General features: G+C 64.3%; 23 protein-coding genes and 1 tRNA gene. 13 read left to right on the plus strand and 11 right to left on the minus strand.

All coding sequences use genetic code 11. From position 1 onward, the window contains the following. Nucleotides 1–258: 258 nt before the first annotated feature. The 4 genes from proS to EJ072_RS27265 all read left to right on the plus strand — a co-directional run bounded on the left by proS (nucleotide 259) and on the right by EJ072_RS27265 (nucleotide 5,347). On the plus strand, nucleotides 259–1,587 hold the full coding sequence (gene proS / locus EJ072_RS27250; protein WP_126082121.1) for a proline--tRNA ligase: 1,329 nt from the start codon (nucleotides 259–261) through the stop codon (nucleotides 1,585–1,587). Beyond that, nucleotides 1,584–2,870, plus strand: a complete 1,287-nt coding sequence (locus EJ072_RS27255; protein ID WP_126082122.1) for a lipoprotein-releasing ABC transporter permease subunit — start codon at nucleotides 1,584–1,586, stop codon at nucleotides 2,868–2,870. The genes proS and EJ072_RS27255 overlap by 4 nt, the downstream gene beginning before the upstream one ends. Beyond that, the gene (locus EJ072_RS27260; RefSeq protein WP_189343105.1) at nucleotides 2,867–3,550 is read left to right on the plus strand and encodes an ABC transporter ATP-binding protein; all 684 of its coding nucleotides are present in this window, start codon (nucleotides 2,867–2,869) and stop codon (nucleotides 3,548–3,550) included. The genes EJ072_RS27255 and EJ072_RS27260 overlap by 4 nt, the downstream gene beginning before the upstream one ends. 546 nt (nucleotides 3,551–4,096) lie before the next feature. After that, a complete protein-coding gene (locus tag EJ072_RS27265) occupies nucleotides 4,097–5,347 on the plus strand; it encodes an SRPBCC family protein (protein ID WP_126082123.1) in 1,251 nt (416 codons plus the stop codon). Between the two features lie 181 nt (nucleotides 5,348–5,528). On the opposite strand, the gene lipB is transcribed toward EJ072_RS27265, so the two are convergent. Beyond that, nucleotides 5,529–6,272, minus strand: a complete 744-nt coding sequence (gene lipB / locus EJ072_RS27270) for a lipoyl(octanoyl) transferase LipB (protein ID WP_126082124.1) — start codon at nucleotides 6,270–6,272, stop codon at nucleotides 5,529–5,531. Between the two features lie 182 nt (nucleotides 6,273–6,454). Here lipB and EJ072_RS27275 point away from each other — a divergent pair. Next, nucleotides 6,455–6,539 (plus strand) — tRNA-Leu (locus EJ072_RS27275). Between the two features lie 150 nt (nucleotides 6,540–6,689). Here EJ072_RS27275 and sucD read toward each other — a convergent pair. The 5 genes from sucD to EJ072_RS27300 form a co-directional block, all read right to left on the minus strand. Beyond that, the gene (sucD, locus tag EJ072_RS27280; RefSeq protein ID WP_095815516.1) at nucleotides 6,690–7,589 is read right to left on the minus strand and encodes a succinate--CoA ligase subunit alpha; all 900 of its coding nucleotides are present in this window, start codon (nucleotides 7,587–7,589) and stop codon (nucleotides 6,690–6,692) included. A gap of 14 nt (nucleotides 7,590–7,603) precedes the next feature. Further along, nucleotides 7,604–8,791, minus strand: a complete 1,188-nt coding sequence (locus tag EJ072_RS27285; protein WP_126082125.1) for a malate--CoA ligase subunit beta — start codon at nucleotides 8,789–8,791, stop codon at nucleotides 7,604–7,606. Nucleotides 8,792–8,811: 20 nt separating this feature from the next. Next, complete coding sequence (locus EJ072_RS27290) at nucleotides 8,812–9,771, minus strand: CoA ester lyase (RefSeq protein WP_126082126.1); 960 nt, start codon at nucleotides 9,769–9,771, stop codon at nucleotides 8,812–8,814. Between the two features lie 10 nt (nucleotides 9,772–9,781). Next, the gene (locus EJ072_RS27295; protein WP_126082127.1) at nucleotides 9,782–10,972 is read right to left on the minus strand and encodes an aminotransferase class V-fold PLP-dependent enzyme; all 1,191 of its coding nucleotides are present in this window, start codon (nucleotides 10,970–10,972) and stop codon (nucleotides 9,782–9,784) included. Nucleotides 10,973–11,105: 133 nt separating this feature from the next. Then, the gene (locus EJ072_RS27300) at nucleotides 11,106–11,723 is read right to left on the minus strand and encodes a response regulator transcription factor (RefSeq protein ID WP_281059483.1); all 618 of its coding nucleotides are present in this window, start codon (nucleotides 11,721–11,723) and stop codon (nucleotides 11,106–11,108) included. 387 nt (nucleotides 11,724–12,110) lie between these two features. Between EJ072_RS27300 and mgtE the strand changes: the two genes are divergently transcribed. Both mgtE and EJ072_RS27310 read left to right on the plus strand, forming a co-directional pair. Next, nucleotides 12,111–13,544, plus strand: coding sequence for a magnesium transporter (gene mgtE / locus EJ072_RS27305; protein WP_126082129.1), 1,434 nt, complete (start codon nucleotides 12,111–12,113; stop codon nucleotides 13,542–13,544). Nucleotides 13,545–13,827: 283 nt separating this feature from the next. Beyond that, on the plus strand, nucleotides 13,828–14,214 hold the full coding sequence (locus tag EJ072_RS27310; protein WP_095815511.1) for a MerR family DNA-binding transcriptional regulator: 387 nt from the start codon (nucleotides 13,828–13,830) through the stop codon (nucleotides 14,212–14,214). Nucleotides 14,215–14,451: 237 nt separating this feature from the next. Here the strand turns inward: EJ072_RS27310 and EJ072_RS27315 are convergent, their stop codons facing one another. Continuing rightward, on the minus strand, nucleotides 14,452–14,931 hold the full coding sequence (locus EJ072_RS27315) for an isoprenylcysteine carboxylmethyltransferase family protein (protein ID WP_126082130.1): 480 nt from the start codon (nucleotides 14,929–14,931) through the stop codon (nucleotides 14,452–14,454). After that, nucleotides 14,928–15,929 (minus strand): DUF1624 domain-containing protein, encoded by a 1,002-nt coding sequence (locus tag EJ072_RS27320; protein ID WP_126082131.1) that lies wholly within the window; start codon nucleotides 15,927–15,929, stop codon nucleotides 14,928–14,930. Before EJ072_RS27320 ends, EJ072_RS27315 begins: the two co-directional genes overlap by 4 nt. A 227-nt stretch (nucleotides 15,930–16,156) precedes the next feature. Here EJ072_RS27320 and EJ072_RS27325 point away from each other — a divergent pair, with 227 nt between their 5' ends. Further along, complete coding sequence (locus EJ072_RS27325) at nucleotides 16,157–17,356, plus strand: MFS transporter (RefSeq protein WP_126082132.1); 1,200 nt, start codon at nucleotides 16,157–16,159, stop codon at nucleotides 17,354–17,356. Here EJ072_RS27325 and EJ072_RS27330 read toward each other — a convergent pair. Then, a complete protein-coding gene (locus tag EJ072_RS27330) occupies nucleotides 17,325–18,515 on the minus strand; it encodes an aromatic ring-hydroxylating dioxygenase subunit alpha (RefSeq protein WP_126082133.1) in 1,191 nt (396 codons plus the stop codon). The genes EJ072_RS27325 and EJ072_RS27330 overlap by 32 nt on opposite strands. A 102-nt stretch (nucleotides 18,516–18,617) precedes the next feature. On the opposite strand from EJ072_RS27330, the gene EJ072_RS27335 reads away from it, so the two are divergent. The 3 genes from EJ072_RS27335 (at nucleotide 18,618) to cobO (ending at nucleotide 20,607) form a co-directional block, all read left to right on the plus strand. After that, complete coding sequence (locus EJ072_RS27335; protein ID WP_126082134.1) at nucleotides 18,618–19,304, plus strand: gamma-glutamylcyclotransferase; 687 nt, start codon at nucleotides 18,618–18,620, stop codon at nucleotides 19,302–19,304. Between the two features lie 132 nt (nucleotides 19,305–19,436). Beyond that, on the plus strand, nucleotides 19,437–19,982 hold the full coding sequence (cobU, locus tag EJ072_RS27340) for a bifunctional adenosylcobinamide kinase/adenosylcobinamide-phosphate guanylyltransferase (protein ID WP_126082135.1): 546 nt from the start codon (nucleotides 19,437–19,439) through the stop codon (nucleotides 19,980–19,982). Nucleotide 19,983: 1 nt separating this feature from the next. After that, entirely contained in the window at nucleotides 19,984–20,607 is a 624-nt protein-coding gene (gene cobO, locus EJ072_RS27345; protein ID WP_189343106.1) for a cob(I)yrinic acid a,c-diamide adenosyltransferase, read from the plus strand. Here the strand turns inward: cobO and cbiB are convergent. Further along, nucleotides 20,604–21,611: an adenosylcobinamide-phosphate synthase CbiB gene (gene cbiB / locus EJ072_RS27350; protein ID WP_126082136.1), complete on the minus strand. Its 1,008-nt coding sequence runs from the start codon at nucleotides 21,609–21,611 to the stop codon at nucleotides 20,604–20,606. The genes cobO and cbiB overlap by 4 nt on opposite strands. Here cbiB and cobD point away from each other — a divergent pair. Beyond that, nucleotides 21,610–22,665 (plus strand): threonine-phosphate decarboxylase CobD, encoded by a 1,056-nt coding sequence (gene cobD, locus EJ072_RS27355; protein ID WP_126082137.1) that lies wholly within the window; start codon nucleotides 21,610–21,612, stop codon nucleotides 22,663–22,665. The genes cbiB and cobD overlap by 2 nt on opposite strands. Further along, nucleotides 22,662–23,171 carry a tyrosine phosphatase family protein gene (locus tag EJ072_RS27360; protein WP_126082138.1) on the plus strand — a complete coding sequence of 170 codons (510 nt, stop codon included), beginning with the start codon at nucleotides 22,662–22,664 and terminating at the stop codon, nucleotides 23,169–23,171. Before cobD ends, EJ072_RS27360 begins: the two co-directional genes overlap by 4 nt. Nucleotides 23,172–23,183: 12 nt before the next feature. Here EJ072_RS27360 and EJ072_RS27365 read toward each other — a convergent pair whose 3' ends face one another. Then, entirely contained in the window at nucleotides 23,184–23,981 is a 798-nt protein-coding gene (locus tag EJ072_RS27365) for a creatininase family protein (protein WP_126082139.1), read from the minus strand. Nucleotides 23,982–24,020: the final 39 nt, after the last annotated feature.

Genomic DNA, 24,020 nt, shown 5'->3' on the forward strand with positions numbered 1-24,020 from the left:
GTCACGAAGAATTTTGCCCGGAAACGGGCAATATCGTGCTGCACTGCACAATAGTGCGGCAAGGCTTGCTTGTGAATCGATCAAAAAGCCATTTGCGGCACTTTGCGGTCAAAATCGCCTTTTTGGTAAGGTGCAGAAGGCCCCATACTTTGGGGCACTCGGGTTTCCATTCGGCCATGAAATGGCTATGAAGCCCGGGCAAGCAGCCTCGGTTGCGCCGATTCCCCCGCGCGGCCATTTTCATTCACGGACCAGTCCATGCGTTTGTCGCGCTACTTCCTGCCCATTCTCAAAGAAAATCCCCGCGAGGCCGAGATCGTCTCGCACCGGCTGATGCTGCGCGCGGGCATGATCCGCCAGCAGGGGCAGGGCAGTTTTTCGTGGCTGCCATTGGGCAAGCGCGTGCTGGACAAAGTTTGCCAGATCATCCGCGAGGAGCAGAACCGCGCTGGCGCGCTGGAAATCCTGATGCCGACCATCCAGTCGGCGGATCTTTGGCGCGAAAGCGGCCGTTACAACGACTACGGCAAGGAGATGCTGCGCATCAAGGATCGGCAGGATCGCGACATGCTCTACGGTCCGACCAACGAAGAGATGGTCACCGAGATTTTCCGCGCTTACGTCAAGTCCTACAAGGACCTGCCGCTCAATCTCTACCACATCCAGTGGAAGTTCCGCGACGAGGTGCGCCCGCGCTTCGGCGTCATGCGCAGCAGAGAGTTCCTGATGAAGGACGCCTATTCCTTCGACCTCGATTTCGAGGGCGCCAGGGCCGCCTACAACCGCATGTTCGTCTCCTATCTCAGGACGTTCACGCGCATGGGCCTGCAGGCCATCCCGATGCGCGCCGATACCGGCCCGATCGGCGGCGACCTCAGCCACGAGTTCATCATCCTGGCCGAGACCGGCGAGAGCCAGGTGTTCTGCGACCGCGCTTATCTGTCGCTCGACGTGCCGGGCGCGAACACCAACTTCTCCGACGATGCCGAGATCGGCGGCATCGTGACGAAATGGACGACGCCTTACGCGGCCACCGACGAAATGCATGACGAAGCTGCCTGGGAGAAGGTCGCCGAAGGCGACCGGCTTTCGGCGCGCGGCATCGAGGTCGGCCATATCTTCCATTTCGGCGAGAAATACTCCAAGCCGATGAACGCCAAGGTGACCGGCCCCGACGGCAAGGACCATTATGCGTCCGGCGGTTCCTACGGCATCGGCCCGTCGCGCCTGGTCGCGGCGATCATCGAGGCGAGCCATGACGAGAACGGCATCATCTGGCCGGAAGCGGTGGCGCCTTTCGACATCGGCCTGATCAACATGAAGGTCGGCGACGCCGAATGCGACCGCGTCTGCGACGAGCTCTATGCGGCGCTGACCTCGGCCGGCAAGGACGTGCTCTATGACGACACCGACCAGCGGCCGGGCGGCAAGTTCGCCACCGCCGACCTGATCGGCCTGCCGTGGCAGGTGATCGTCGGCCCACGCGGCGTGGCGGCGGGCGAGGTCGAGATCAAGAACCGCAAGTCGGGCGAGCGCGAGACGCTGCCGATCGCCGAGGCCAAGAAGCGCCTGGGTATCGCCGCATGAGCGAGGCGGCGACAGCGGCCAAATCAGGAGCGGGCGCCTTTTCCGGCTTCGAGCGCATGGTGGCGTGGCGCTATCTGCGCTCGCGGCGCAAGGAGACGGTAATCTCGGTCATCGCCTCCATCTCCTTCCTCGGCATCATGCTCGGCGTCGCGACGCTGATCGTCGTCATGGCGGTGATGAACGGTTTCCGCGCCGAGCTGCTCACGCGAATCCTCGGCGTCAACGGCCATCTCATCGTGCAGCCGCTCGATTCGCCGCTGGAGGACTACGCCCAGGTGGCGAGCCGCATCAACGGCGTCTCGGGCGTCAAATACGCGATCCCGCTGATCGACGGCCAGGTGCTGGCGCAAGGCAATGTCGGCGGCGGCACGGGCGCCCTGGTGCGCGGCATCCGCGGCGAGGACCTCGGCAAGATCTCGATCGTTTCCAGCAACATCAAGCAGGGCACGCTCGACGGTTTCGACACCGGCGAGGGCGTGGCGATCGGCAAGCGCATGGCGGAAAGCCTCGGGCTGGTGCTCGGCGATACTATCACGCTGATCTCGCCGGACGGAGACGTGACGCCGCTCGGCACGACGCCGCGCATGAAGGGCTACAAGGTGGCCGCGATCTTCGAGGTCGGCATGTCGGAATATGACAGCTCGATCGTCTACATGCCGTTTTCGGAAGCGCAGCTCTATTTCAACATGGACGGGCGCGCGCAGACCATCGAGATCTATGTCGACAATCCCGACAATGTCGATGCGCTGAAGCCGCTGGTCGAGCAGGCGGCGCAGCGGCCGGTCGATCTCGTCGACTGGCGCCAGCGCAACGAGACCTTCTTCTCGGCGCTGCAGGTCGAGCGCAACGTCATGTTCATGATTCTCACGCTGATCGTGCTGGTGGCGGCGCTCAATATCATTTCGGGCCTCATCATGCTGGTGAAGGACAAGGGCCACGACATCGCCATCCTGCGCACCATGGGCGCCTCGCGCGGCGCGATCCTGCGCATCTTCCTGATGACCGGGGCGGCGATCGGCGTCACCGGCACGCTCGCCGGCGTGCTGCTCGGCGTCGTCATCTGCATCAACATCGAATCGATCCGCCAGTTCTTCTCGTGGATGACCGGCAGGATACTGTTCAACCCCGAGCTCTATTTCCTCAGCCAGCTGCCGGCGAAGATGGACCCGCGCGAGACGACCTATGTCGTCATTATGGCGCTGGGCCTGTCCTTCATTGCGACGGTGTTTCCGGCTTGGCGGGCCGCCCGGCTCGATCCGGTCGAAGCCTTGAGGTACGAGTGATGGCCGAAGCCATTATCGAGCTGAAGGGCGTCGAGCGGCACTACGTCCAGGGGCCGCGCAAGCTCACCATTCTGAACGGCGCCGACTTTTCGCTGAGGCGCGGCGAGATGGTGGCGCTGGTGGCGCCATCGGGTTCCGGCAAGTCGACTTTGCTGCATACGGCGGGACTGCTGGAGCGGCCCGATGCTGGCGACGTGATCCTCGCCGGCCGCGCCTGTGGCCGCCTCTCCGACGAAGAGCGAACCGCGATCCGCCGCAACGATATCGGCTTCGTCTACCAGTTCCATCATCTGCTGCCGGAATTCTCGGCGCTCGAGAACATCATGATGCCGCAGCTGATCAAGGGGCTTCCTCCCAAGGAGGCGTCGGAGCGGGCGGCACAGCTTCTGGATTACATGCAGATCGGCAAGCGCGCGCAGCACCGGCCGGCCGAGCTTTCCGGCGGCGAGCAGCAGCGTGTCGCCATTGCCCGCGCGGTCGCCAACGCACCGCTGGTGCTCCTGGCCGACGAGCCGACCGGCAATCTCGATCCGACGACCGCCTCCTATGTCTTCGATGCGCTCGAAGCGCTGGTCCGGCAATCGGGGCTGGCGGCGCTGATCGTCACCCACAACCACGAGCTGGCTTCGCGCATGGACCGGCGGGTGACGCTGGCCGAAGGCAAGGTGGTGCCCCTGTAGGCCAAGCCGGTATTCGGATGAGGCTGGCCTGCGGACGGCAGTTTCCTGCGCTTCCGGTGCTCACGTACTTTAAGTACGCTCCGCTCCAGTTCTCGGAACCTGCCATCCTCGACTCAGCCTGATCCGAATTCCGGTTTGGCCTGGCTCCGCGCAACGAACCTCATCGCTCGTCAACCTTTCCTTAACTCTGCCCAAACGGACCGGCTGAATTCGCTCCGCCGGGCTATCGACGGTCGTTGACATTCGAACAAAATTAGAACAAATTACGAACATACTAACAACGGAGAGAGTTATGTCTGATCTGGTTCAGGATGTCGTCTCGCTGGTTTGCATGAGCACCTTTCTCGTTTCCATGGCGATCTGGATCGGCGCCATGTGATCAGGCGGCCTCGCCGCCGCTGTTTCGGGCGGGCGAGGGCCCGCCCTTGCGGGATGGGCAAGAACCCGCCTGGGATGGGCAAGAGCCCGGCCATTGTTGTTAAGTCTTTCTTGGCCGCGCCGACGTAGGCTGCCCATCCAGACAGGAGCCCAAGACAGGGGAGCCAAGTGTCGGTCTTCGTCACGGTCACCCTCGTGGCCGGCAATCTCGGACTGATCTTCCTTTTGATGACCGTGCCGCTCGGGTCGCGCACGGTGACGGTCAGCCGCGTGATCAAGGCCGATCGCGAGCGCCTCTGGCAGGCGTTGTGGCCGTTCGGAAGCGACGCCGGGTGGTCCGGGGAAATCCTTTCGGCCGAGCCGCTGGACGGCGAGGGAACGGCGCTGATCAGATTGTCCTGGGATGGCCGGGACGGGCGGCCGATCGAACGCAAGTCGCGGTTCGAGGATGTCGGCGAGGGCAGCCGCTTCTCGATGACGGTCATCGAGGACACGGCGCTCGACCCGTCCTTCTGGGCGAATTATCGCGAGACCGTCGCGCTTTTGCCCGAGGGCGATGCGACGCGGGTGACGCTTACCCAGACCGACCGCTATCGCGGCGTTGCCTTCCTGGTCTTTCGCTTCTTCGCCATGCGCCGTGAGATACGCAAGCTGGATGTCTGGGCGGCAACCGGCACTTATCGCAAGGGCGGCTGGTTCGAGCATCCGCTGAGCCAGATCGGTTTCGCCGTGCTCTCGGCCCTGATCCTGTGGCCGTTCTTCGGCCTCAATATCGGCGGGCTGGCGCTGGCCGCGATCCTGACCTCGGTGGTCGCCCTGCACGAGCTCGGTCATATGGCCGCCTTCCGCCTGACGGGACATCGCCGGGCGCGCATGATCTTCATCCCGCTGCTTGGCGGCATTGCCATCGGCGGCAGGCCCTATGACAGCCGCTTCGAGGTTGCTTTCGTGGCGCTGATGGGCGCCGGCTTCTCCGCTTTCCTGGTGCCGGTGCTGATCGCCGCCAGCGGCCTCGCCGGCAGCGAAGGACATCGCCTGGCCGCGACGCTTTTGGCCACGCTTGCCGGCTGCGCATCGCTGTTCAACATCGCCAATCTGGTGCCGGTGTGGAAATTCGACGGCGGCCAGGTGCTGCGCCAGATCTGCCCCGGCCCGGCGGTACTCGCGCTGGCGTCCTTCCTGCTCTTGTCCGCGCTTCTCGCGCTTGGCTGGCGGGCCGGTTTCTCGCCGAGCTTCCTGCTGATCGCCGGCGCGGTGTTCTCGATCCTCAGCCTCATCACCGTGGGCAGCGGCGTCAAGCCGCGCCACGAGCTGAAGCCGATCAAGACCTTCGACCGATTGGTCATGGCCGGCGCTTTGCTCGCGGTCTTCGCCATCCATGGCTATGGGATGCTGTGGGCTTCCGCGCAGCTCATGTAGGGTGTGTCGATATTCAGGTGAGGCCGGCCTGCAAATGTCGGCTTCCTGCGCTTCCGGTGCTCACGTACTATAAGTACGCTCCGCTCCGGTTCTCGGAACCGCCTTGTTTGGTCGCTTCGCGCCCGTCTTCGACTCCGACTCGGCCTGACCTGAATCTCAACACACCCGTAGGCGGAGCGGCTTAGCCGGCCTTCCGAGCTGGCTCCGCAGTCGGAACGGCGGCAGGTCCGAACACATCCTCGAAAGCGGCTTTCAGCGCCAGGTCGAGGTCGGCCATCGTGACCGGCAGGCCGAGGTCGACGAGGCTGGTCACGCCATGGTCCGAGACGCCGCAGGGCACGATGCCGCTGAAATGGCCGAGATCGGGCTCGACATTGATGGCGATGCCGTGGAAGCTCACCCATCGCCTCAGCCGGATGCCTATTGCCGCGATCTTGTCCTCGGCCGGCGAGCCGTCGAGCAGGGCAGGGCGATCCGGCCGCACCACCCAGACGCCGACGCGGTCCTCGCGCCGCTCGCCGCGCACATTGAAGGCGGCAAGTGTTTCGATCATCCATTGCTCCAGCGCTGCGACGAAGGCGCGCACATCCTCGCGCCGGCGCTTGAGGTCGAGCATGACGTAGGCCACGCGCTGGCCGGGACCGTGATAGGTGTATTCGCCGCCGCGACCCGCGGCAAAGACCGGAAAGCGGTCGGGATCGATCAGGTCTTCGCCACGCGCGCTGGTTCCGGCGGTGTAGAGCGGCGGATGCTCGACCAACCAGACCATCTCGCCGGCAGCACCGCTGCGGATCGCCACGGCGCGCGCCTCCATGAAGGCCAGCGCGTCCGGATAGGAGGTGAGGCCGGGTTCGATCACCCATTCCACCGGCGCCGAGCCGGGCAGGGGCAGGAACGACGTGGCGATCTGGCTGCGTTCTGTCATGGAACTTTCTCGATGTTCCTCTCATATGGCGGCAATCGGCCAAAACGTCCAGTTTCACCGGTGTGAAGCTGGGCCGTAGAGGGTTGTGCAAATGAGCGACGAATATTCCGCTCAGCGCACTTGTTTCGCCGGAAACGATTTGCTACAGGCCCCGGGCCGGAAGGTTCCGGCTCCTACCACGTGCGGTCGTGGCGGAATTGGTAGACGCGCAGCGTTGAGGTCGCTGTGGGGCAACCCGTGGAAGTTCGAGTCTTCTCGACCGCACCAAACCTTCTCCAAAGGCCTTGGAATTAGCGCTACCCGGCGACTGTTGTCGTTGCTGCCTGCGGTGCTCGTTGCCAAACGAAAAGCGGCGGCGGGTCATGAAGACCGCGCCACCGCCTGGTATTCCTAGCCGGTTCAAAAGCTCGGGCTGGATCACGCCGCCTTCTTCGTCCGCGCCAGCGTGTCCGCCACCACTTCGCCGAAGGAGGCGGGGGTCGGCACGATGACGACGCCGGCTTCCTTGAGGATCTCGACCTTTTCCTGGGCCGATTCGCCGAACGCCGAGATGATCGCGCCGGCATGGCCCATGCGGCGGCCTTTCGGGGCGGAGAGCCCGGCGATGTAGGCGATCAGGGGTTTGCGCATGTTGTCGCGCGCCCAGATCGCGGCTTCGGCTTCCTGCGGGCCGCCGATCTCGCCGATCATCACCACGGCGTCGGTGTCGTCGTCGCGCTCGAAGAGCTGCAGAATGTCCTTGAAGGACGAGCCGTTGATGGGATCGCCGCCGATGCCGACGCTGGTCGACACACCTATGCCCAGCGCCTTCATCTGCGATGCGGCTTCATAGCCCAGCGTGCCGGAGCGGCCGACAATGCCGACGCGTCCCGGCAGATAGATGCTGCCCGGCATGATGCCCATTAGCGCCTGTCCGGGCGTGATGACGCCGGCGCAGTTCGGGCCGACGAGGCGCATGCGGTCCTCGAAGCGGTAGCGGCGCATGTAGCGCTTGACCTGCATCATGTCCTGCGAGGGGATGCCGTCGGTGATGCAGACGCAGAGCTTTATCCCGGCATCCGCCGCTTCCATGATCGAATCGGCGGCGAAGGGCGGCGGCACGAAGACGATGCTCGCCTCGGCGCGGGTCTCGCGCACCGCGCCCTTGACGGTGTTGAAGACCGGCAGGCCGAGATGCGTCTGGCCGCCCTTGCCGGGGGTGACGCCGCCGACCAGCTTGGTGCCGTAGCGCTTCATGTCTTCCGCATGGAAGCTGCCGATCTTGCCGGTGAAGCCTTGCACGATGACGCGGGTGCTGCGGTTGAGCAGGATTGCCATTTTCTCGACCTCCCTCAGGCTGCTTTCTTGTTCTTGGTGGCTTCGCGCCAGGCGGCGACTGCCTTTTCGGCGGCCTCGGCCAGCGTGTCGGCGACGATCACCGCCTCGCCGGAGTCGGCCAGGATCTTGCGCCCTTCCTCGACCTTGGTGCCGGAAAGGCGCACCACCAACGGCACGTCGACGCCGACCTCGCGGATCGCCTTGATGACGCCTTCGGCCACCCAGTCGCAGCGGTTGATGCCGGCAAAGATGTTGACCAGGATGGTCTCGACTTGTTTGTCGCCGAGCACGGCGCGGAAGGATTTTGCCACGCGCTCCGGCGAGGCGCCGCCGCCGATGTCGAGGAAGTTGGCCGGCTCGCCGCCGGCGATCTTGATCATGTCCATCGTCGCCATGGCGAGGCCAGCGCCGTTGATGATGCAGCCGATATTGCCGTCCAGACCGACATAGGAGAGGCCGCGGTCGCTGGCGAAGGTCTCGCGCGGGTCTTCCTGGCTTTTGTCGCGCAGCTCGGAGATTTCCGGGCGGCGGAACAGCGCGTTCTCGTCGAACGACATCTTCGCGTCGAGCGCGACCAGGCTGCCGTCGCGCGTCACCACCAGCGGATTGATCTCCAGCATCGAGGCGTCGTAGTCGCGGAACACCTGGTAGCAGCCGAGGATGGTTTCCGTCGCCTTGCCGATCAGGCCGCTTTCGAGCCCGAGGCCGAAGGCGATCTCGCGCGCCTGAAAACCCTGCATGCCGACACCGGGATCGACGGTGGCGCGGATGATGGAATCCGGCTGCTTTTCGGAGATGTCCTCGATCTCCATGCCACCGGCTGCCGACGCCACGATCATGACGCGCTCTTCCTTCCGGTCGAGCACAAAGCCGAGATAGAGCTCCTGCGCGATGTCGACGGCTTCCTCCAGATAGAGGCGCGAGATCAGCTTGCCGCGCGGGCCGGTCTGCTGCGTCACCAGCTTGCGTCCGAGCATGGCTTCCGCGGCGTTGGAGATCTCCTCGTCATTCGAGCAGAGTTTTATCCCGCCGACTTTGCCGCGCGCGCCGGAATGAACCTGCGCCTTTAGCACCCATTTCGAGCCGCCGATCTCGCGCGCGCGGTAGGTCGCCTGCTCGGGGCTGTAGGCGAGGCCGCCGCGCGGCACATGCACGCCGTGGCGGGCAAGCAGTTCCTTGGCCTGGTATTCGTGGATGTCCATCTTGTCCTCCCAGTTTTTTTTTACTGCGCGGCGTGAACCTGGCCGGCGCGCTCGATCGCTTCGTTGACCACCAGCACATTGCGCGCCATGCGTTCCGACGCGGCGTCGATCATCTTGCCGTCGAGCGCGGCTGCGCCCTTGCCCAGCGCCTCCGCCTCCTTCAGCACCTCGAGGATGCGGCGGGCGCGGGTGACCTCTTTCTCCGGCGGCGAAAACACGTCGTTGGCCAAAGCGATCTGCGAAGGGTGGATTGCCCATTTGCCTTCAATGCCGAGCGCGGCGGCGCGCCTTGCGGCCGCCTTGTAGCCTCCGGGATCGGAGAAATCGCCGAACGGCCCGTCGATGGCGCGCAGGCCATAGGCGCGGCAAGCGACCGTCATGCGCGACAGCGCGAAATGCCACTGATCGCCGGGATAGTCGGGGTTGAGGCCGCCGATGTTGACGGTCCGCGCCTTGTTGCTCGCGGCATAGTCTGCGACGCCGAAATGCATCGCCTCCAGCCGCCCCGGCGTGGCGGCGATCGCCTCGACATTGGCCATGCCGAGCGCCGTCTCGATCAGCGCTTCCAGGCCGACGCGGGTCTTGAAGCCCTTGGCCATCTCGATCTGGTTGACCATGGCCTCGACCATATAGAGGTCGGCGGGCACGCCGACCTTCGGCACCAGAATGGTGTCCAGCTTGTCGCCGGCCTGTTCCATGACGTCGACGACGTCGCGGTACATGTAATGGGTGTCGAGGCCGTTGATGCGCACCGAGACGGTCTTGCCCTTGGCGCGCCAGTCGATGTCGTTCAGCGCCTGGATGATGTTCTTGCGGGCGCGCTCCTTGTCGGGCGGCGCCACCGCATCCTCGATGTCGAGAAAGACGAAGTCGGCGGCGCTGTTCGCCGCCTTGTCGATCATCTCCGGGCTGGAGCCCGGAACGGCCAGCTCGCTGCGCTGGAGCCTGAGTTTCTTCAGGTGGTTGATGGTGTGGCTCATGGCGCGCCCCTTATGCCGCCTTGGCGACTGGCATTTCGGCCGTGCGGCGGAAGTGCTCGATCGCCGCGGCGACGCCCGAGCCCGGCGCCAGGCGCACGCCGCAATCGAGCAGCGTCATTTCGGCCGCCGACAGCGAGGCCAGCACCATCACCTCGTTCAGCCAGCCGAGATGGCCGATGCGGAAGACCTTGCCGGCAACCTTGTTGAGGCCGCCGCCAAGCGATGTCTGGTAGGCGCTGTAGGCGCGTTTGACGACGTTGGCGCTGTCGATGCCCTCCGGCACCAGGATGGCGCTGACCGTGTCGGAGTGCCATTGCGGCGCCTTGGCGCAGAGCTTCAGGCCCCAGGCGTCGACCGCCTTGCGCACGCCTTCGGCCAGCCGATGGTGGCGGGCGAAGATGTTCTCCAGCCCCTCCTCGGCGATGAGGTCGAGCGAAGCGCGCAGGCCGCGCAGCAGCTGCGTCGCCGGCGTGTAGGGGAAATAGCCCGCGTCGTTGGTGCGGATCATGTCCTCGAAGGAGAAGTAGCAGTGCCGGTGCGTGGCGATCCGCGAAGCCGCAAGTGCCTTCTGGCTGACCGACAGGAAGCCGAGGCCGGCCGGCAGCATGAAGCCCTTCTGCGAACCGCTGACGGCGCAGTCGACGCCCCATTCCTCCTGACGGAAATCGATCGAGCCGATCGAGGAGACGCCGTCGACGAAAAGCAGCGCTGGGTGGTTCGCCGCATCGAGCGAGGCGCGGCAGCCGGCAACGTCGCTGGTGACGCCGGTCGCTGTCTCGTTCTGCGTGCAGAACACTGCCTTGATGCGATGCGCCTTGTCGGCCTTCAGCCGCTCCGCATAGAGGTCGAGCGGAACACCGGTGCCCCACTCGCAATCGATGACATCGACCTCGAAGCCGAGGCGCTCGGCCATGTCGACCCACAGATGCGAGAACTGGCCGAAGCGCGACATCAGCACCTTGTCACCGGGGCTGAGCACGTTGGTCATCGCCGCTTCCCAGGCGCCAGTGCCGGAGGACGGATAGATGAAGACGCGGCCGGTCTCGTTCTTGAAGACTCGTCTGATGTCCTCGAACAGCGGCAGCGTCAGGCTGGGGAAGGAGGCGGCGCGCATATCCTCCATCGGCAGGTTCATGGCCTGCCGGACCTGCTCCGGAATGTTGGTGGGCCCCGGGATGAAAAGATGCGTGAACCCAGCCATGCGAAATTCCTCCGATCGTTTTTGATTGTGGAGGAAGTTTCGTCCTGGCGAGGCTCGCCAACAACACCTTGCCGGGTAGGTTGTTGGCCCTTGCGGGTGGGATGGACCTACCCGTCTGGCCTACCCGATCGGCCTACCCGACAGGCGATTTGGACGTGCGTTGTTTCTCGCTGGAATAGAGTGCGACGGCCATGGCGCGATTGCGCACGTCCAGCTTGTCGTAGAGATTCTTCAGGTGGTATTTCACCGTGTTCTCGGAAATCCCTGTACGCGTGGCGATCTGCAAATTGGTCCAGCCGTCGGACAGCACCGCCAGCAGTTCCCGCTCGCGCACGGTGAGCCGGGACAAGGGCGTGTCGTTGACCTTGTTGATGTCGATATAGGGAATGCAGATGCGGCCATGCGCGACCGCCAGGATCGTCTCGAAGATCACCGGCGCCTCGTCGAACTGGAAGCAATAGCCTTGAGCGCCGAGGCGCACGCATTGCTTCAGGATGCCGATGTCATGGTCGTTGGAAAAGATCGTGATGCGCACGCCAAGCTCGCGGCTCTGAACTTCCGTCAGCACGTCGGCGCCGTCCATGTCGGCGAGCTTCCAGCCGACGACGGCGACATCGAACTGTGTGGCAGTGGCCATATCCAGGAATTGCGCGCCGCTGTGCACAACACCGAGCAGATCGAAGCGGCCGTCGCATTCCAGCATTTCGCGCAGCGCCGAAACGACGAAAGGATTGCGTTCGGCGACGACCACGCGAACGCGCTGCCCGCCAGCTGTTTCTTCCGTTTTCCGCGACGCGAGGTTCAAGGCCTGCCGCTCACCTTTTCGATTCCACCCATTCGTCGGCCTCTTCGGACCCTGTCATGACAATTCTGCCTCAACGGGGAAGGGGTGCTCTATCCCCAGCGACATGCGCTGTCGCGTCGGCTGGAGGTATTGTCACAGCGGCGACATGGGGTAGGTAAGCGATTCCGTGAGCAGGATTGCCGCGATATTTCTTCGGCTATTCCGGGCTCTAGCGCGACATCTTATCAAGACGAATCCTGTAGCCGCGCTATCTGCTGCAAAGGTCTGGGATTTCTCCGAAAGCGATTTCCGGTTTGCGGGGTCATGCGCTAGACCTCATTTCGAGATTCCTCGATGCGGGAGGCGCTGGTGGAAGGCCAGGACAGACAGACGACCGACGTCGCGCCCGCCGAGGAGCATCACGCCGACATCTATGGCGAGGACGGTGCCGTGCGCGCCTCCTTCCTTGCCCAGATCGGCGCGGCGATCGCCGACCGCGACACGATCACCCTCAAGCGCGAAGTCGACGACCTGCACCAGTCGGAACTCGGTGACGTGCTGGAGGCGCTTCATCCCGAACAGCGCCGCGCGCTGGTCGAGTTGCTTGGCTCCGATTTCGACTTCTCCGCGCTGACCGAGGTCGACGAGGCGATCCGCCTCGACATCGTCGACAATTTGCCCAACGCGCAGATCGCGCAGGCGGTGCAGGAGCTCGATTCCGATGACGCCGTCTACATTCTCGAGGACCTCGAGAAGGAAGACCAGGACGAGATCCTGTCGCAGCTGCCCTTCACCGAGCGCATCAGGCTGCGCCGCGCGCTCGACTATCCGGAAGAGACGGCCGGCCGGCGCATGCAGACCGAGTTCGTCGCCGTGCCGCCGTTCTGGACGATCGGCCAGACCATCGACTACATGCGCGAGGACAAGAACCTGCCCGAGCGCTTCAGCCAGATCTTCGTCATCGATCCGAGCTTCAAGCTGCTCGGCGCCATCGACCTCGATCAGATCCTGCGCACCAGGCGCGCGGTCAAGGTCGAGGAGGTCATGCATGAGACGCTGCACGCGATCCCGGCCACGATGGACCAGGAAGAGGCGGCCCGCGAGTTCGAGCAATATAATTTGCTCTCCGCCGCCGTGGTCGACGAGAACGGGCGGCTGGTCGGCGTGCTCACCATCGACGACGTGGTCGACGTCATCCAGGAGGAGGCGGAAGAAGACCTTCTGCGCATGGGCGGCGTCGGCGACGAAGAACTGTCCGACACCGTGCTCGCTACCTCGCGCTCGCGCGTGCCCTGGCTGCTGGTCAATCTGCTGACCGCCTTCCTCGCCGCGTCGGTGATCGGCCTGTTCGACCGCACGATCGAGCATATCGTGGCGCTTGCCGTGCTAATGCCGATCGTCGCCGGCATGGGCGGCAATGCCGGCTCGCAGACCATGACCGTCACCGTGCGGGCGCTGGCGACCAGGGACCTCGATATCTACAATTCCGCGCGCATCATTCGCCGCGAGCTCGGCGTCGGTTTCATCAACGGCGTGGTGTTCGCGGTGCTGATCGGCATGGTCGCCGGATTCTGGTTCCGCGACCCCAATCTGGGCGGCATCATCGCGGCGGCGATGATCATCAACATGTTCGCCGCGGCACTTGCGGGCATCCTGATCCCGCTGGTGCTTGATCGTTTCAAGATCGATCCGGCGGTTGCCTCGGCCGTCTTCGTCACCACCGTCACCGACTGTGTCGGCTTCTTCGCCTTTCTGGGGTTGGCGACGTGGTGGTTTAGAGTGCCCTAGGACAGTCGATATTCAGGTGAGGCCGGCCTGCAAATGGCGGTCTCTTGCGCTTCCGGTGCTCACGTACTTCAAGTACGCTCCGCTCCGGTTCTCAGAAACCACCATTTTCGACTCGGCCTGACCTGAATCTCGACAGTCCTTTGGCGAAAGTCGCTTCAATTGACTTTTACGTAAATGCCGTGCGAGGCTGCCGCGGGGTCAGGTGCCGATTCCGGCGCTGCATGGGTATCACAGTAGGGAAGGGCGACGCTGAACGTGGCGATGCCTTGGCTTGGGAGTGGGAATGCGGGAATATTACACGATCACCGAGCTGACACGGGAGTTCGACGTGTCGACGCGGACGTTGCGTTTTTACGAGGACGAAGGGCTGGTGCAGCCGGTGAGACGCGGCCGCACGCGGCTATTCCGGCCGTCCGACCGGCATCTCATCCGTCAGATCATGCGGGGAAAAAGGCTCGGCTTCTCGATCAACGAGATCCGCGAGATCATCCAGATGTACAAGGAGCCGCCCGGCGAGGTCGGCCAGCTAAAGCTGATGATCCGGCGTATCGAGGAAAAGCGCGAGGATCTGCGCCAGAAGCGGCGCGACCTGGAAGAGACGTTGGCCGAGCTCGACCAGGCCGAGGAATCCTGCGTGGAGCGGCTGGCTGAACTGGGTGTGAATACGTAGGCATGGCTGCCGATGGCGGTTGGCTGGAGCCTTCTGAATTCGTCATCCTAGGGCGGAGCAAGGAGCGAAGCGACGCGCGCAGACCCTAGGATCCATGCCGTGACGCTAAGGCGTGCAACGATTGCAGAATTCTGCGCCGTTGCGCTCTATGACGGAGGTCACGGCGATGGATCCTCGGGTCAAGCCCGAGGATGACGACGTCCCGAACGCTCAGGCTAATCGCCAGGCCACTCAACCTCAAATCCAGCGCCGGACCCGCTTGGCATAGTCCCGATATTTCTTGCCGAACTTCGCCGCCAGGATCTTTTCCTCCTTCTCGATCGCCAGCTTCTGCGTCGCGAAGGCGGCGAGGAAGGCGAAGATCAGGAACCAGGCGATGCCGGTGATGAAGGCGACGCCGATCAAGAGCAGCGTGTTGGCGAGATACATCGGGTTGCGGGTAATGCCGAAAGGACCCGACGTCACCAGGTGGTCGGGCTCGGCATTGGGGTCGAGCGTCGTCCTGGCCTTGAACATGGCGCGGATGGCCGTGATCCAGAGCATGGCGACGCCGAACAGTGCCACCCAGCCGACGCCGAACAGGAGATCGCCAAAAATGTCGCCGATCCAGGGCAGCGGATAGAGCATGCCGAGGACGACGCTCGCTGCGATCGCCACGACATAGATTATCGGCGGCCAGGGAATGATCCCGTGTCTGGGCTTTGCGATGCCCGTCATTGCTGCCCTCCCTGCATCTGGTCCTCGGTCGCGGCGGTGCAGGTTTCCGCAAGATCGGACAGGTGCGATTTCCAGACGCTGGACTGGTCGTTGGCGTAGAGCTTGTCGAGAGACCCTTCGCCCTTCAGCGTGTCCAGCATGCAGCCACAATAGCTCGTACAGAACTTGCTGTCGCGCTGCTGTTCGCACTGCGCCTGGCAAGCCGGCAGGAAACCGGCCTCCTTGTCCTGGGGGGCGGCGGGCATGACTTGCGAGAACAGCCAGACCGAGCCGAACAGAAGCGGCTGATGGATGAGGTAGAAGGCGAGGCTGTGGCGGCCGATGAAGGTCAGCGGGTTCGACCAGCGGCCCGGTATCCATGTCCCCAGCCGGGCAAGCAGGCCTGTGACGGAAGCCAGCTCGACCGCGGCGATGCCGGCAAGCACTGCGCCGAACCAGGGAAAGAGCGGCACATAGTCGTTGGAACGCGGGTTTGTGGCGGAGAGGCCGACCCACCACAGCGCCGGATGATCGAAGAATTCCGACCGCAGATAGTAGGGAGCTGCGATGACAGCGGCAGCGACGATTGCCGTCAGCAGCCAGGGCAGCCTGAGAAAGGCGAGGCCGAGCAGGCTTGCGAGCGCGATCTCGTGCAGGATGCCGAAGAAGATGAAACCGTCCGGCGTGACGAAATAAGTGACTGCCGAAATGGCGATCGCCGCCACGGCGACCATGGCGAAGCGCTTCCAGAAGCCTGGCCAGCGGATCTGGCGGCCATGGGCGAGGAAGAGACTGACGCCGACCAGGAACAGGAAGGTCGAGGCGATGCAGCGCGCATAGAATTTCCACCAGCCGAATGCGGTCAAAGCGGGCGCGGTATAGCCGAAATTCTCAAGATCCCAGGTGAAGTGGTAGCTCGCCATCGCGATCAGCGCGACGCCGCGCAGGATGTCGAAGGCGGCGATACGGCCCTGCTTGGTCGCGTCCTGAACGGGTTCGCTGGTCGTTTGAAGGCTCATCGTCAGGCAATCCGATTCAGTCGTGCCAAACGACTATCACGGTTCAAGCCGACGACAGAAGCAGGCGCCATCAATGCGTTTCATGGCAGCCATGAAATTTCGCTTTAGGCCAGCGGCGGAAAGCCTTTGGCAGGCTTCGCTTTTCGGCCTCCGGGGGTCGGTTTCCTGCTACTGGTCGGCTGCTGGTCCGGCCAGATTTGGGGAGCGATTCACGTCCCGGAGGGCCGATGTCCACCCATGTGCGCCATCCGATCTGGCTTCCGGCCCTGCGGCCGGCGGATGCGCGCACCTTCGCCTCGCTCTATGCGATGGAATCCTTCGCCCGCGCCACGATCTCCAGCGTGATCCCGATCCAAGCCTACGAGATCCTGCACAATGAGCGGATCGTCTCGATCCTCTACACCATCGTGTCGCTGATGGGCCTTTCGGTGACGCTGTTCATGCCGATGCTGATCCGCCGCTTCGCGCGGCGATGGGTCTACACGGCCGGCTGCGTGCTGCTGTCGATCGGCTCCGCCTTCTTCGTCACCCACACGCTGCCCGGACAGCTCGCCGGCATGCTCTGCCGCGTCATGGGGGCGAGCGCGCTGTCGATCACGCTCAACCTCTACATCATGGACCACATCCGCAAGACCGACTTCATGCAGGCGGAATCGCTGCGCATGGCCTGGTCGATGTTTGCCTGGACTGGCGGGCCGACGCTCGGCATCTTCCTTTACACGCATTTCGGCATCTATGCCGCGCATGGCGCGGTCGTGGTCTTTGCCTTCGCGCTGCTTTGCCTGTTCTGGTTCTACCGGTTGAGCGACAACCAGTCGATCCGGCCCGGCAAGTCGCGTCCCGGCAATCCGCTCGCCAATATCGGCCGCTTCGTGAAGCAGCCGAGGCTCTGGCTTGCATGGCTGATCGCCTTCGGCCGCTCCTGCTTCTGGACGACGTTCTTCGTCTACGGCCCGCTGTTCATGGTGATCACCGGCGAGGGCAAGCTTGCCGGGGGCCTGCTGGTTTCAGCCGGCAATGCGCTTCTGTTCATGGCGATCTTCTGGGGCAGGGCCGGCAGGCGTTTCGGCGGGCGCCGGGTCATGACCTTCGCCTATTTCGCCATGGCGGCCATGCTGTTCGCGGCAGGCGGTATCGGCGAGGCCGCTCCGCTGCTCACGGCCGCGCTGCTGCTCTTCGGCGCGCTCTTCACCATCGCCCTCGACGCGCTCGGCTCAACCGCCTTCATGCGCTCGGTTCGTTCGTACGAGAAGGCGCAGATGGCGGCGGTCTACCGCACCTATCTCGATTTCTCCGAGCTGACGCCGCCGCTCGTCTATTCGGTGGTGCTCACCTTCTTCGGCCTGGGATCGGTGTTCGTCACGCTCGGCATCCTGGCGGCCTTCTGCGGCTTCGTCACCTGGCGCTATCTGCCAAAGGCGTTTTGAACGCCGCGTGACAGCCGCGTACCCAGTTGTGGAAGCGGTGCAGCTCGTATTCTTCCGGCATCAGCACGCCGACTTCGTGGCGTATCGAGCGCAGGCCTTTCTGGTTGACCTCGCAGATCGCGGCGTCTTCCTCCAGCACCTGCGTGCCGAAGGCGACGATGTTGTCGATATCGGTCTTTCCCAGCGCTTCCGGCGCGAACAGCCATTCCGCGGTGAGCTCGGTCTGCTCTGGGCCGAGCGGGGCGAGCCGCACGGTGCGCATGTAGTCGACATGTGCGACGATGAACATCGAGGGCAATGAGGTCGCATAGATCTGGCCCGCGGCGCGTTCGGCCGGGGTCAGGCTCGGGAAGACCGGGCCATGGACGTGGCCGTCGCGCGACCAGGTTTCGGCGCCGGCGCGCAGGCGGCCGGAAAATTCCGGATCGTCATTGTCGGCGTGGCGCGCCCATTCGGGATCGTCATGCCTTGCCATCAGGCCGCGGCCGTAGATCGGCACCAGCCGCGACAGATCCTTGTGCACGCCCGGGCAGTGCAGGCACTCGTTGAAGTTCTCCCAGAAGATCTTCCAGTTGCAATTCATCACCTTGGTGAGCCGGTGGCCGGTGATGAGCGTTTCCAGCGGCCAATTGGAAAGATCGCCGGAGGCGCGATCGAACGAGCTTTCCGCCGAGCCTTCGGGCTCCTTGGCGAGGTTGATGAAGACGAAGCCGCGCCAGAGCGAGAGCGCCACGCGATAGAGCGGATAGTCGGCCTTGTCGAAGCCCTCGGGCAGCGATTTCGACGGCACGCGCACGAGATCGCCGCGCAGCGAATAGGACCATGCGTGGTAGGGGCAGGTCAGCAGCCTGGCCTTCAGCCGCCCGGCGCTGTCCTGGCAAAGCTGCGAGCCGCGATGCCGGCAGGTGTTGTGGAAGGCGCGCAAGGCCCCGGTCTCGTCGCGCAGAACTAAGATTTCCTGGCTGCCGATGCGGACCGTTCGGAAGGCAAGCGGCTCGGCGAGATCGGCCTCTCGGCAGACCATCAGCCAGTTTCGGTACCAGATGGCGTCCAGATCGCACCGGTAGGCGTCGGCATCCCAATAGGCCGCCGACGGCAAGGTCGGCTGGAGGCTGGTCAGGCCGTTGTAAGGATCGCGTTCGCTCGGATTGGGCTGCATCGGCTTCTCCGGGTGACGACAGCCGACACCCGGGCAAAGCTGTTGTCAATTGCCGGCCCTCGCGGATTGTAGCGCCGGCGCAGGAACCTTAAGGTCGCGCGCATGCTGCCAAGAACCATGTCGCTTACCGAGGAACTGGTCGCCCGCTGCTTTCGCGTTGTCGAGGACAGCGGGCCCGATCCTGACGCCGAGCATCTGGATGACGCGGACTATGACGCAATGGTGCGCATGCTGGAGGCTCAGCTTCCCGCCGACGAACCGCTTTGGCTGTTTGGCTACGGCTCCCTGATCTGGAAACCCGAGATCGAGCATGTCGAGGAGCGGGTGGCCCTGCTGCGCGGCTGGCACAGGTCCTTCTGCATGAAGATGACGCGTTGGCGCGGCACCAAGGAAAGCCCGGGCCTGATGATGGCGCTGGACCGTGGCGGACAATGCAAGGGCGTCGCCTTTCGGCTCGGCGATGGCGACCGGCGCGAGCAACTCGACAGGCTGCTGCGGCGAGAGGCGACGCTGAAGCCGACCAGCTATCATCCGCGCTTGATCAATATGACGAGCGATGCCGGTCCGTTGCGGGCGCTGGCCTTCGTTATCAACCGGCAGGGTACTACCTATGCCGGCCCGCTCACCGAGGAGGATGTTGTCGAGAGGCTCGCGACGTCCTGCGGCCACTGGGGCTCGGGCGCCGACTATCTTTACAACACCGTGAGGAATCTCGAGCTGCGCGGCATCCACGACGCTCATTTGTGGCGGCTGCAGCAGCTGGTCGCGGCGCGGATCGCCGCTTCTTAGCGCCGAGACGCTTGCCGCAATCGCGCCGGGACACGGCGGAAATTGGTTTGCCGGTGGTTGTGCTTCTGCCTAAAGTCGCGCCCCGTCAGCCGTTGGCTGCCGCAAGATTTCATCTAAGGACCAAGACAGCGAATGACCGGCGCGACAGCCGCGAGCGGCAACAAAGCTTCCGATCGCAAATTAACTTTGGTCCTGGGCGGTGCGCGCTCGGGCAAGAGTTCGCATGCCGAGAGCCTCACGATCGCCCATCCGTCGCCGTGGGCCTACATCGCCACGGCGCAGGCCTGTGACGAAGAGATGCGTGAGCGCATCGCGCTGCATCGGTCGCGGCGTGGCGAGGGCTGGGTCACCGTCGATGCGCCGCTCGACCTGGTGGGCGCGATCGAAGCCTTGCCGGATCACCAGTCGGTTCTGATCGATTGCCTGACTTTGTGGCTCACCAATCACATGCTGGCCGAACATGATGTCGAGGCCGAATGCCGGCAGCTGGCGGATGTGCTGTCGCGGCCGCGCGGGCCTTGGTTCGTGGTTTCCAACGAAGTCGGGCTCGGCATCGTGCCCGACAATGCACTGGCGCGCCGTTTCCGCGATGCTGCCGGACGGCTCAACCAGCAGGTCGCGGCGGTGGCCGACAATGTGCTGATGATGGTGGCGGGGCTGCCGCTCAAGGTGAAATGACATGGTCGAAGACAAGATGATTAACGAGGGGGACGCCGAGCGCCATCGCGCCAAGACGGCCAAGCGCAAGGCGGTGCAGGATGCCGAGGTTGCCGGCAAGACGATCGAGAAAGGACTGCTGATCGTCAACACCGGGCCGGGCAAGGGCAAGACCACTGCCGCCTTCGGCCTGGCGCTGAGGATGCTGGGTTACGGCAAGCGCGTCGGCGTGGTCCAGTTCATCAAGGGCAAGTGGCACACCGGCGAGAAGGACGCCTTCGCGGCCTTTGGCGACCGCGTCGTCTGGCATGCGATGGGCGAAGGGTTCACCTGGGAGACGCAGGATTTGAAGCGCGACATCGCCGCCGCCGAAGCCGCCTGGGCCAAGGCGCTCGAACTCATGGCCGACCCGTCGATCAGCCTCGTGGTGCTCGACGAGCTCAACATCGCGCTACGCTACGATTATCTCGACCTGGAAAAGGTGGTCGTGGCCCTGAAGGCGCGTCGGGGCGATCTGCATGTCATCGTCACCGGCCGCAACGCCAAGCCGCTGCTCGTCGAGGCGGCCGATCTCGTCACCGAAATGGGGCTGACCAAGCACCATTTCTCGGCGGGCGTCAAAGCGCAGCAGGGGATCGAGTTCTAAGGTGTGCTGGCGCCTTGGCCGCTGATCGAAATGCTCAGGTAGATCACGATCGCCGACAGCACCGCGAACAGGCCAAGCAGCAGCCAGTCGGCGACACGATAGAGCTTCAGCGCCTGGCGGATGTCGGTGCTCTCGGCCTCGCGGCGGCCGCCTTCGCCCATGAAGGCGTCCTCGACGACCTCGCCGCCATAGCTGCGCGGACCGGCGAGTGACAGCCCCAGCGCGCCGGCCATCGCCGCCTCCGGCCAGCCGGCATTGGGCGAGCGGTGTTTCCTGGCATCGCGCCGCATGACTTGCCAGGCGCTACGGGGATCCGCGCCCGGGACAAGGAAGGCCGCCAGCACGATGAGCAGGCCGGTCAACCGCGATGCAGGCAGGTTGATCAGATCGTCGAAGCGGGCGGCCGCACGGCCGAAGGCTTCGTGTTTCGGCGTGCGGTGGCCGATCATCGAATCGGCGGTGTTGGCGGCCTTGTAGGCAGCGCCGCCAGCGAGACCACCGACGCCGGTCCAGAAGGCGGGCGCGACGATGCCGTCGGAGAAATTCTCGGCCAGGCTTTCGATCGCGGCACGGGCGACGCCTGCCTTGTCCAACTTTTCAGGATCGCGGCCGACAATACGGGAAACGGCGATGCGGCCAAGCGTCAGGCCGCCGGTCTCCAGCGCATCCGCGACCTCCTCGACATGCTCGGCGAGGCTTTTCTGCGACAGCAGCGCGGAACCGAGGACGGCTGCAATGACCAGACCCGTCGGGAAGATCAGCCAGAGCAGGACATGCAGCGCAAAGCCGATGAGGCCAGGCACCAGCAAGATAATGAGCAACGCCCGCACACCCTGGCGGCGACGGATTTCGTCGGAATCTGTGGCGCGGTTGAGCCGGCGATCGAGAAAGGATATCAGCCTGCCGATCCAGGTGACCGGATGGCCGATGGCGTTGAACAGCCAGTCCGGATAGCCGAGGACCCGTTCGACGGCGAGTGACAGGAAAGCGATCAGGATAGACATGAAGCTTCTAAGCGGCGCGATCGCGGCGGTTGATCATGGCGGCAGCCTCGGCCGGGCAAGCGCGCTTTTTCCTCATGCGCCACAACCTTTCGTGGACCTCTCGACAGGTATCAACCCGCACTCCTATCCGCTTTTCGAATTGCCCGCCACCGCCCTGACCCGATTGCCGGAGGCAGGACAACTGCGCGAATTGGCCGAAATTGCGGCTGCGGCCTACGGCGCGCCATCTGCGGCGCATGTGGCGGCGGCGCCCGGCACGCAAATTCTGCTGCCGCGCGTGGCTTCGCTGGTACGGCCCGGCAAGGTGCTGGTGCTCGGCCCGACCTATGCCGAACACGCCCGCGCCGCAGCTATTGCCGGCCATGCGGTCGCGGAAGTCAGCGACTTCGACGCGCTGGCCGAGGCGGACCTCGCGGTGCTGGTCAATCCTAACAATCCGGACGGGCGAGTGATCGAAAAGCCGCGCCTGCTTGACCTCGCGGCGCTGCTTCACGCCAAGGGTGGGCTGCTCGTCGTCGACGAGGCCTTCATGGATGTCGGCCCGGTCGAGCATAGCCTGGCCGGCAATGTCGGGGAGGGCGGCATTGTCGTGCTGCGCTCGTTCGGCAAGTTTTTTGGCCTGGCGGGTGTTCGGCTTGGCTTCGCGCTGACGGATGCGCTGACGGCCGAGCGGCTGGATGCGCAACTGGGGCCTTGGGCCGTGGCCGGTCCGGCGCTCGAATATGGCATCCGCGCCTTGTCGGATGCGGCATGGCAGGCCGATATGCGGCAACGCCTGGCACAGGATGCCGGTCGCCTCGACATCCTGCTTGGCCGATTCGACGTTCCGGTCTCCGGCGGTACCTCGCTTTTCCGCTATCTGTCTTTCGCGGGTGCACCGGGCCTGTTTTCGGCACTCGGCGAGCAGGGCGTGCTGGTCCGCCATTTCGCCGAGCGTCCCGGGGTCCTGCGCATCGGCTTGCCGGGCAGCGAACCAGAATGGCAGCGCCTTGAAAGCGCCCTTGCCGCCTGGGCCGCACGGCGTAAGGATGCGCCGAAGGAGTCCGGACAATGATCCATGTCTGTTCGCTGTCGAAGGTCGACGAGACCGTGGCAAGGACCGGCGCGCAGCGCTTGCTGTCACTGCTTGCCGCGGGCACGGAAGTGGCGCGCCCGGCTTCGATCCTGGCGGAAAACCATCTGCATCTCGTCATGCACGACATCGCCGTGGCGCAGGAAGGCATGACGATGCCGGGCGAGGAGCATGTGCGGGCCTTGCTGGATTTCGCCTATCGCTGGGATCGCGTGAGGCCGCTGGTCGTGCACTGTTATGCCGGCGTCAGCCGCTCGACTGCTTCGGCCTATATCATCGCGGCGGCTCTGGCGCCGCAGCGTGACGAGATGGAACTCGCGAAGGCGCTGCGCTTCCTGTCGCCGACAGCGACGCCCAATCCACGGCTAATCGCGGTTGCCGACATGCTGCTTCAGCGGGACGGCCGCATGATCGCGGCGATCGAGGCGATCGGGCGCGGCGCGGATGCTTTCGAAGGGATACCCTTCGAGCTCCCTATCGAGGGGTAGAAGAGCGACCCGCTAGGACAGCCATTCTGAAAGCTTTGCCTTACGGACGTCTTTCACCAGATTGATGAACCCGTCTGCCTGATGCTCGGCGGTGAGCCGACCCTTCTCGGCGGTGGCGATCGAGGCATCGCCGACCACGCCGTTGGGGTTGAGGTCGCTGGCGATCCAGGCGAAGGCATGCGTTCCGGTGTGGCGCAGCAGGGCGAATTCCTGTTCGGCGCGGGCGACATTGGAGACGAAATTGTCGGCCTTGCTCATGTCGACGAGGTCGGGCCGGAAGTGCAGCATCAGCGAGGTCTCGACATCGCCGCCATGGATGCCGTGACGGTCTTCGAGCTCGGTATACATGCCGGCCGGGCGGCCGAAGCGCTGCCAGCTCGTCTTCACCGACAGCATCTTGGCGCGCACACGCAATTCGCGCGAGATGATGCCCATGATCTCTTCATTGCCGCCATGCGAATTGACGATGATCAGCTTTCTCACCCCGGCGCGCGCGATCGACAGCCCAAGCTCGGTCCAGGCGTCGGCCAAGGTCGTGGCGGGCAGAGTGAGCGTTCCCGGCGCATGCAGGTGCTCGTTCGACTTGCCGACCGCCTGCACCGGCAGGATGCGGATGTCGAGATCGTCGGGCAGCCGCGCGATCACCGTCTCCAGCATGCCCATCATGATCGAGGTGTCGGTCGAGACCGGAAGGTGAGGGCCATGCTGCTCGATCGCCGCCACCGCCAGCACGGCAATCGTCGCCTCGGCGTCGATCGAGGCGTATTCGGTCGTCCGGTAATCGCCCCACCACACACGTCTTTTGGCCACTTTAGTCTCCGATTGCTCTCCGTCCGCACCGGTCGGTGT

Origin of the sequence: Mesorhizobium sp. M2A.F.Ca.ET.046.03.2.1, assembly GCF_003952425.1 — a bacterium.
GTDB lineage: Bacteria > Pseudomonadota > Alphaproteobacteria > Rhizobiales > Rhizobiaceae > Mesorhizobium.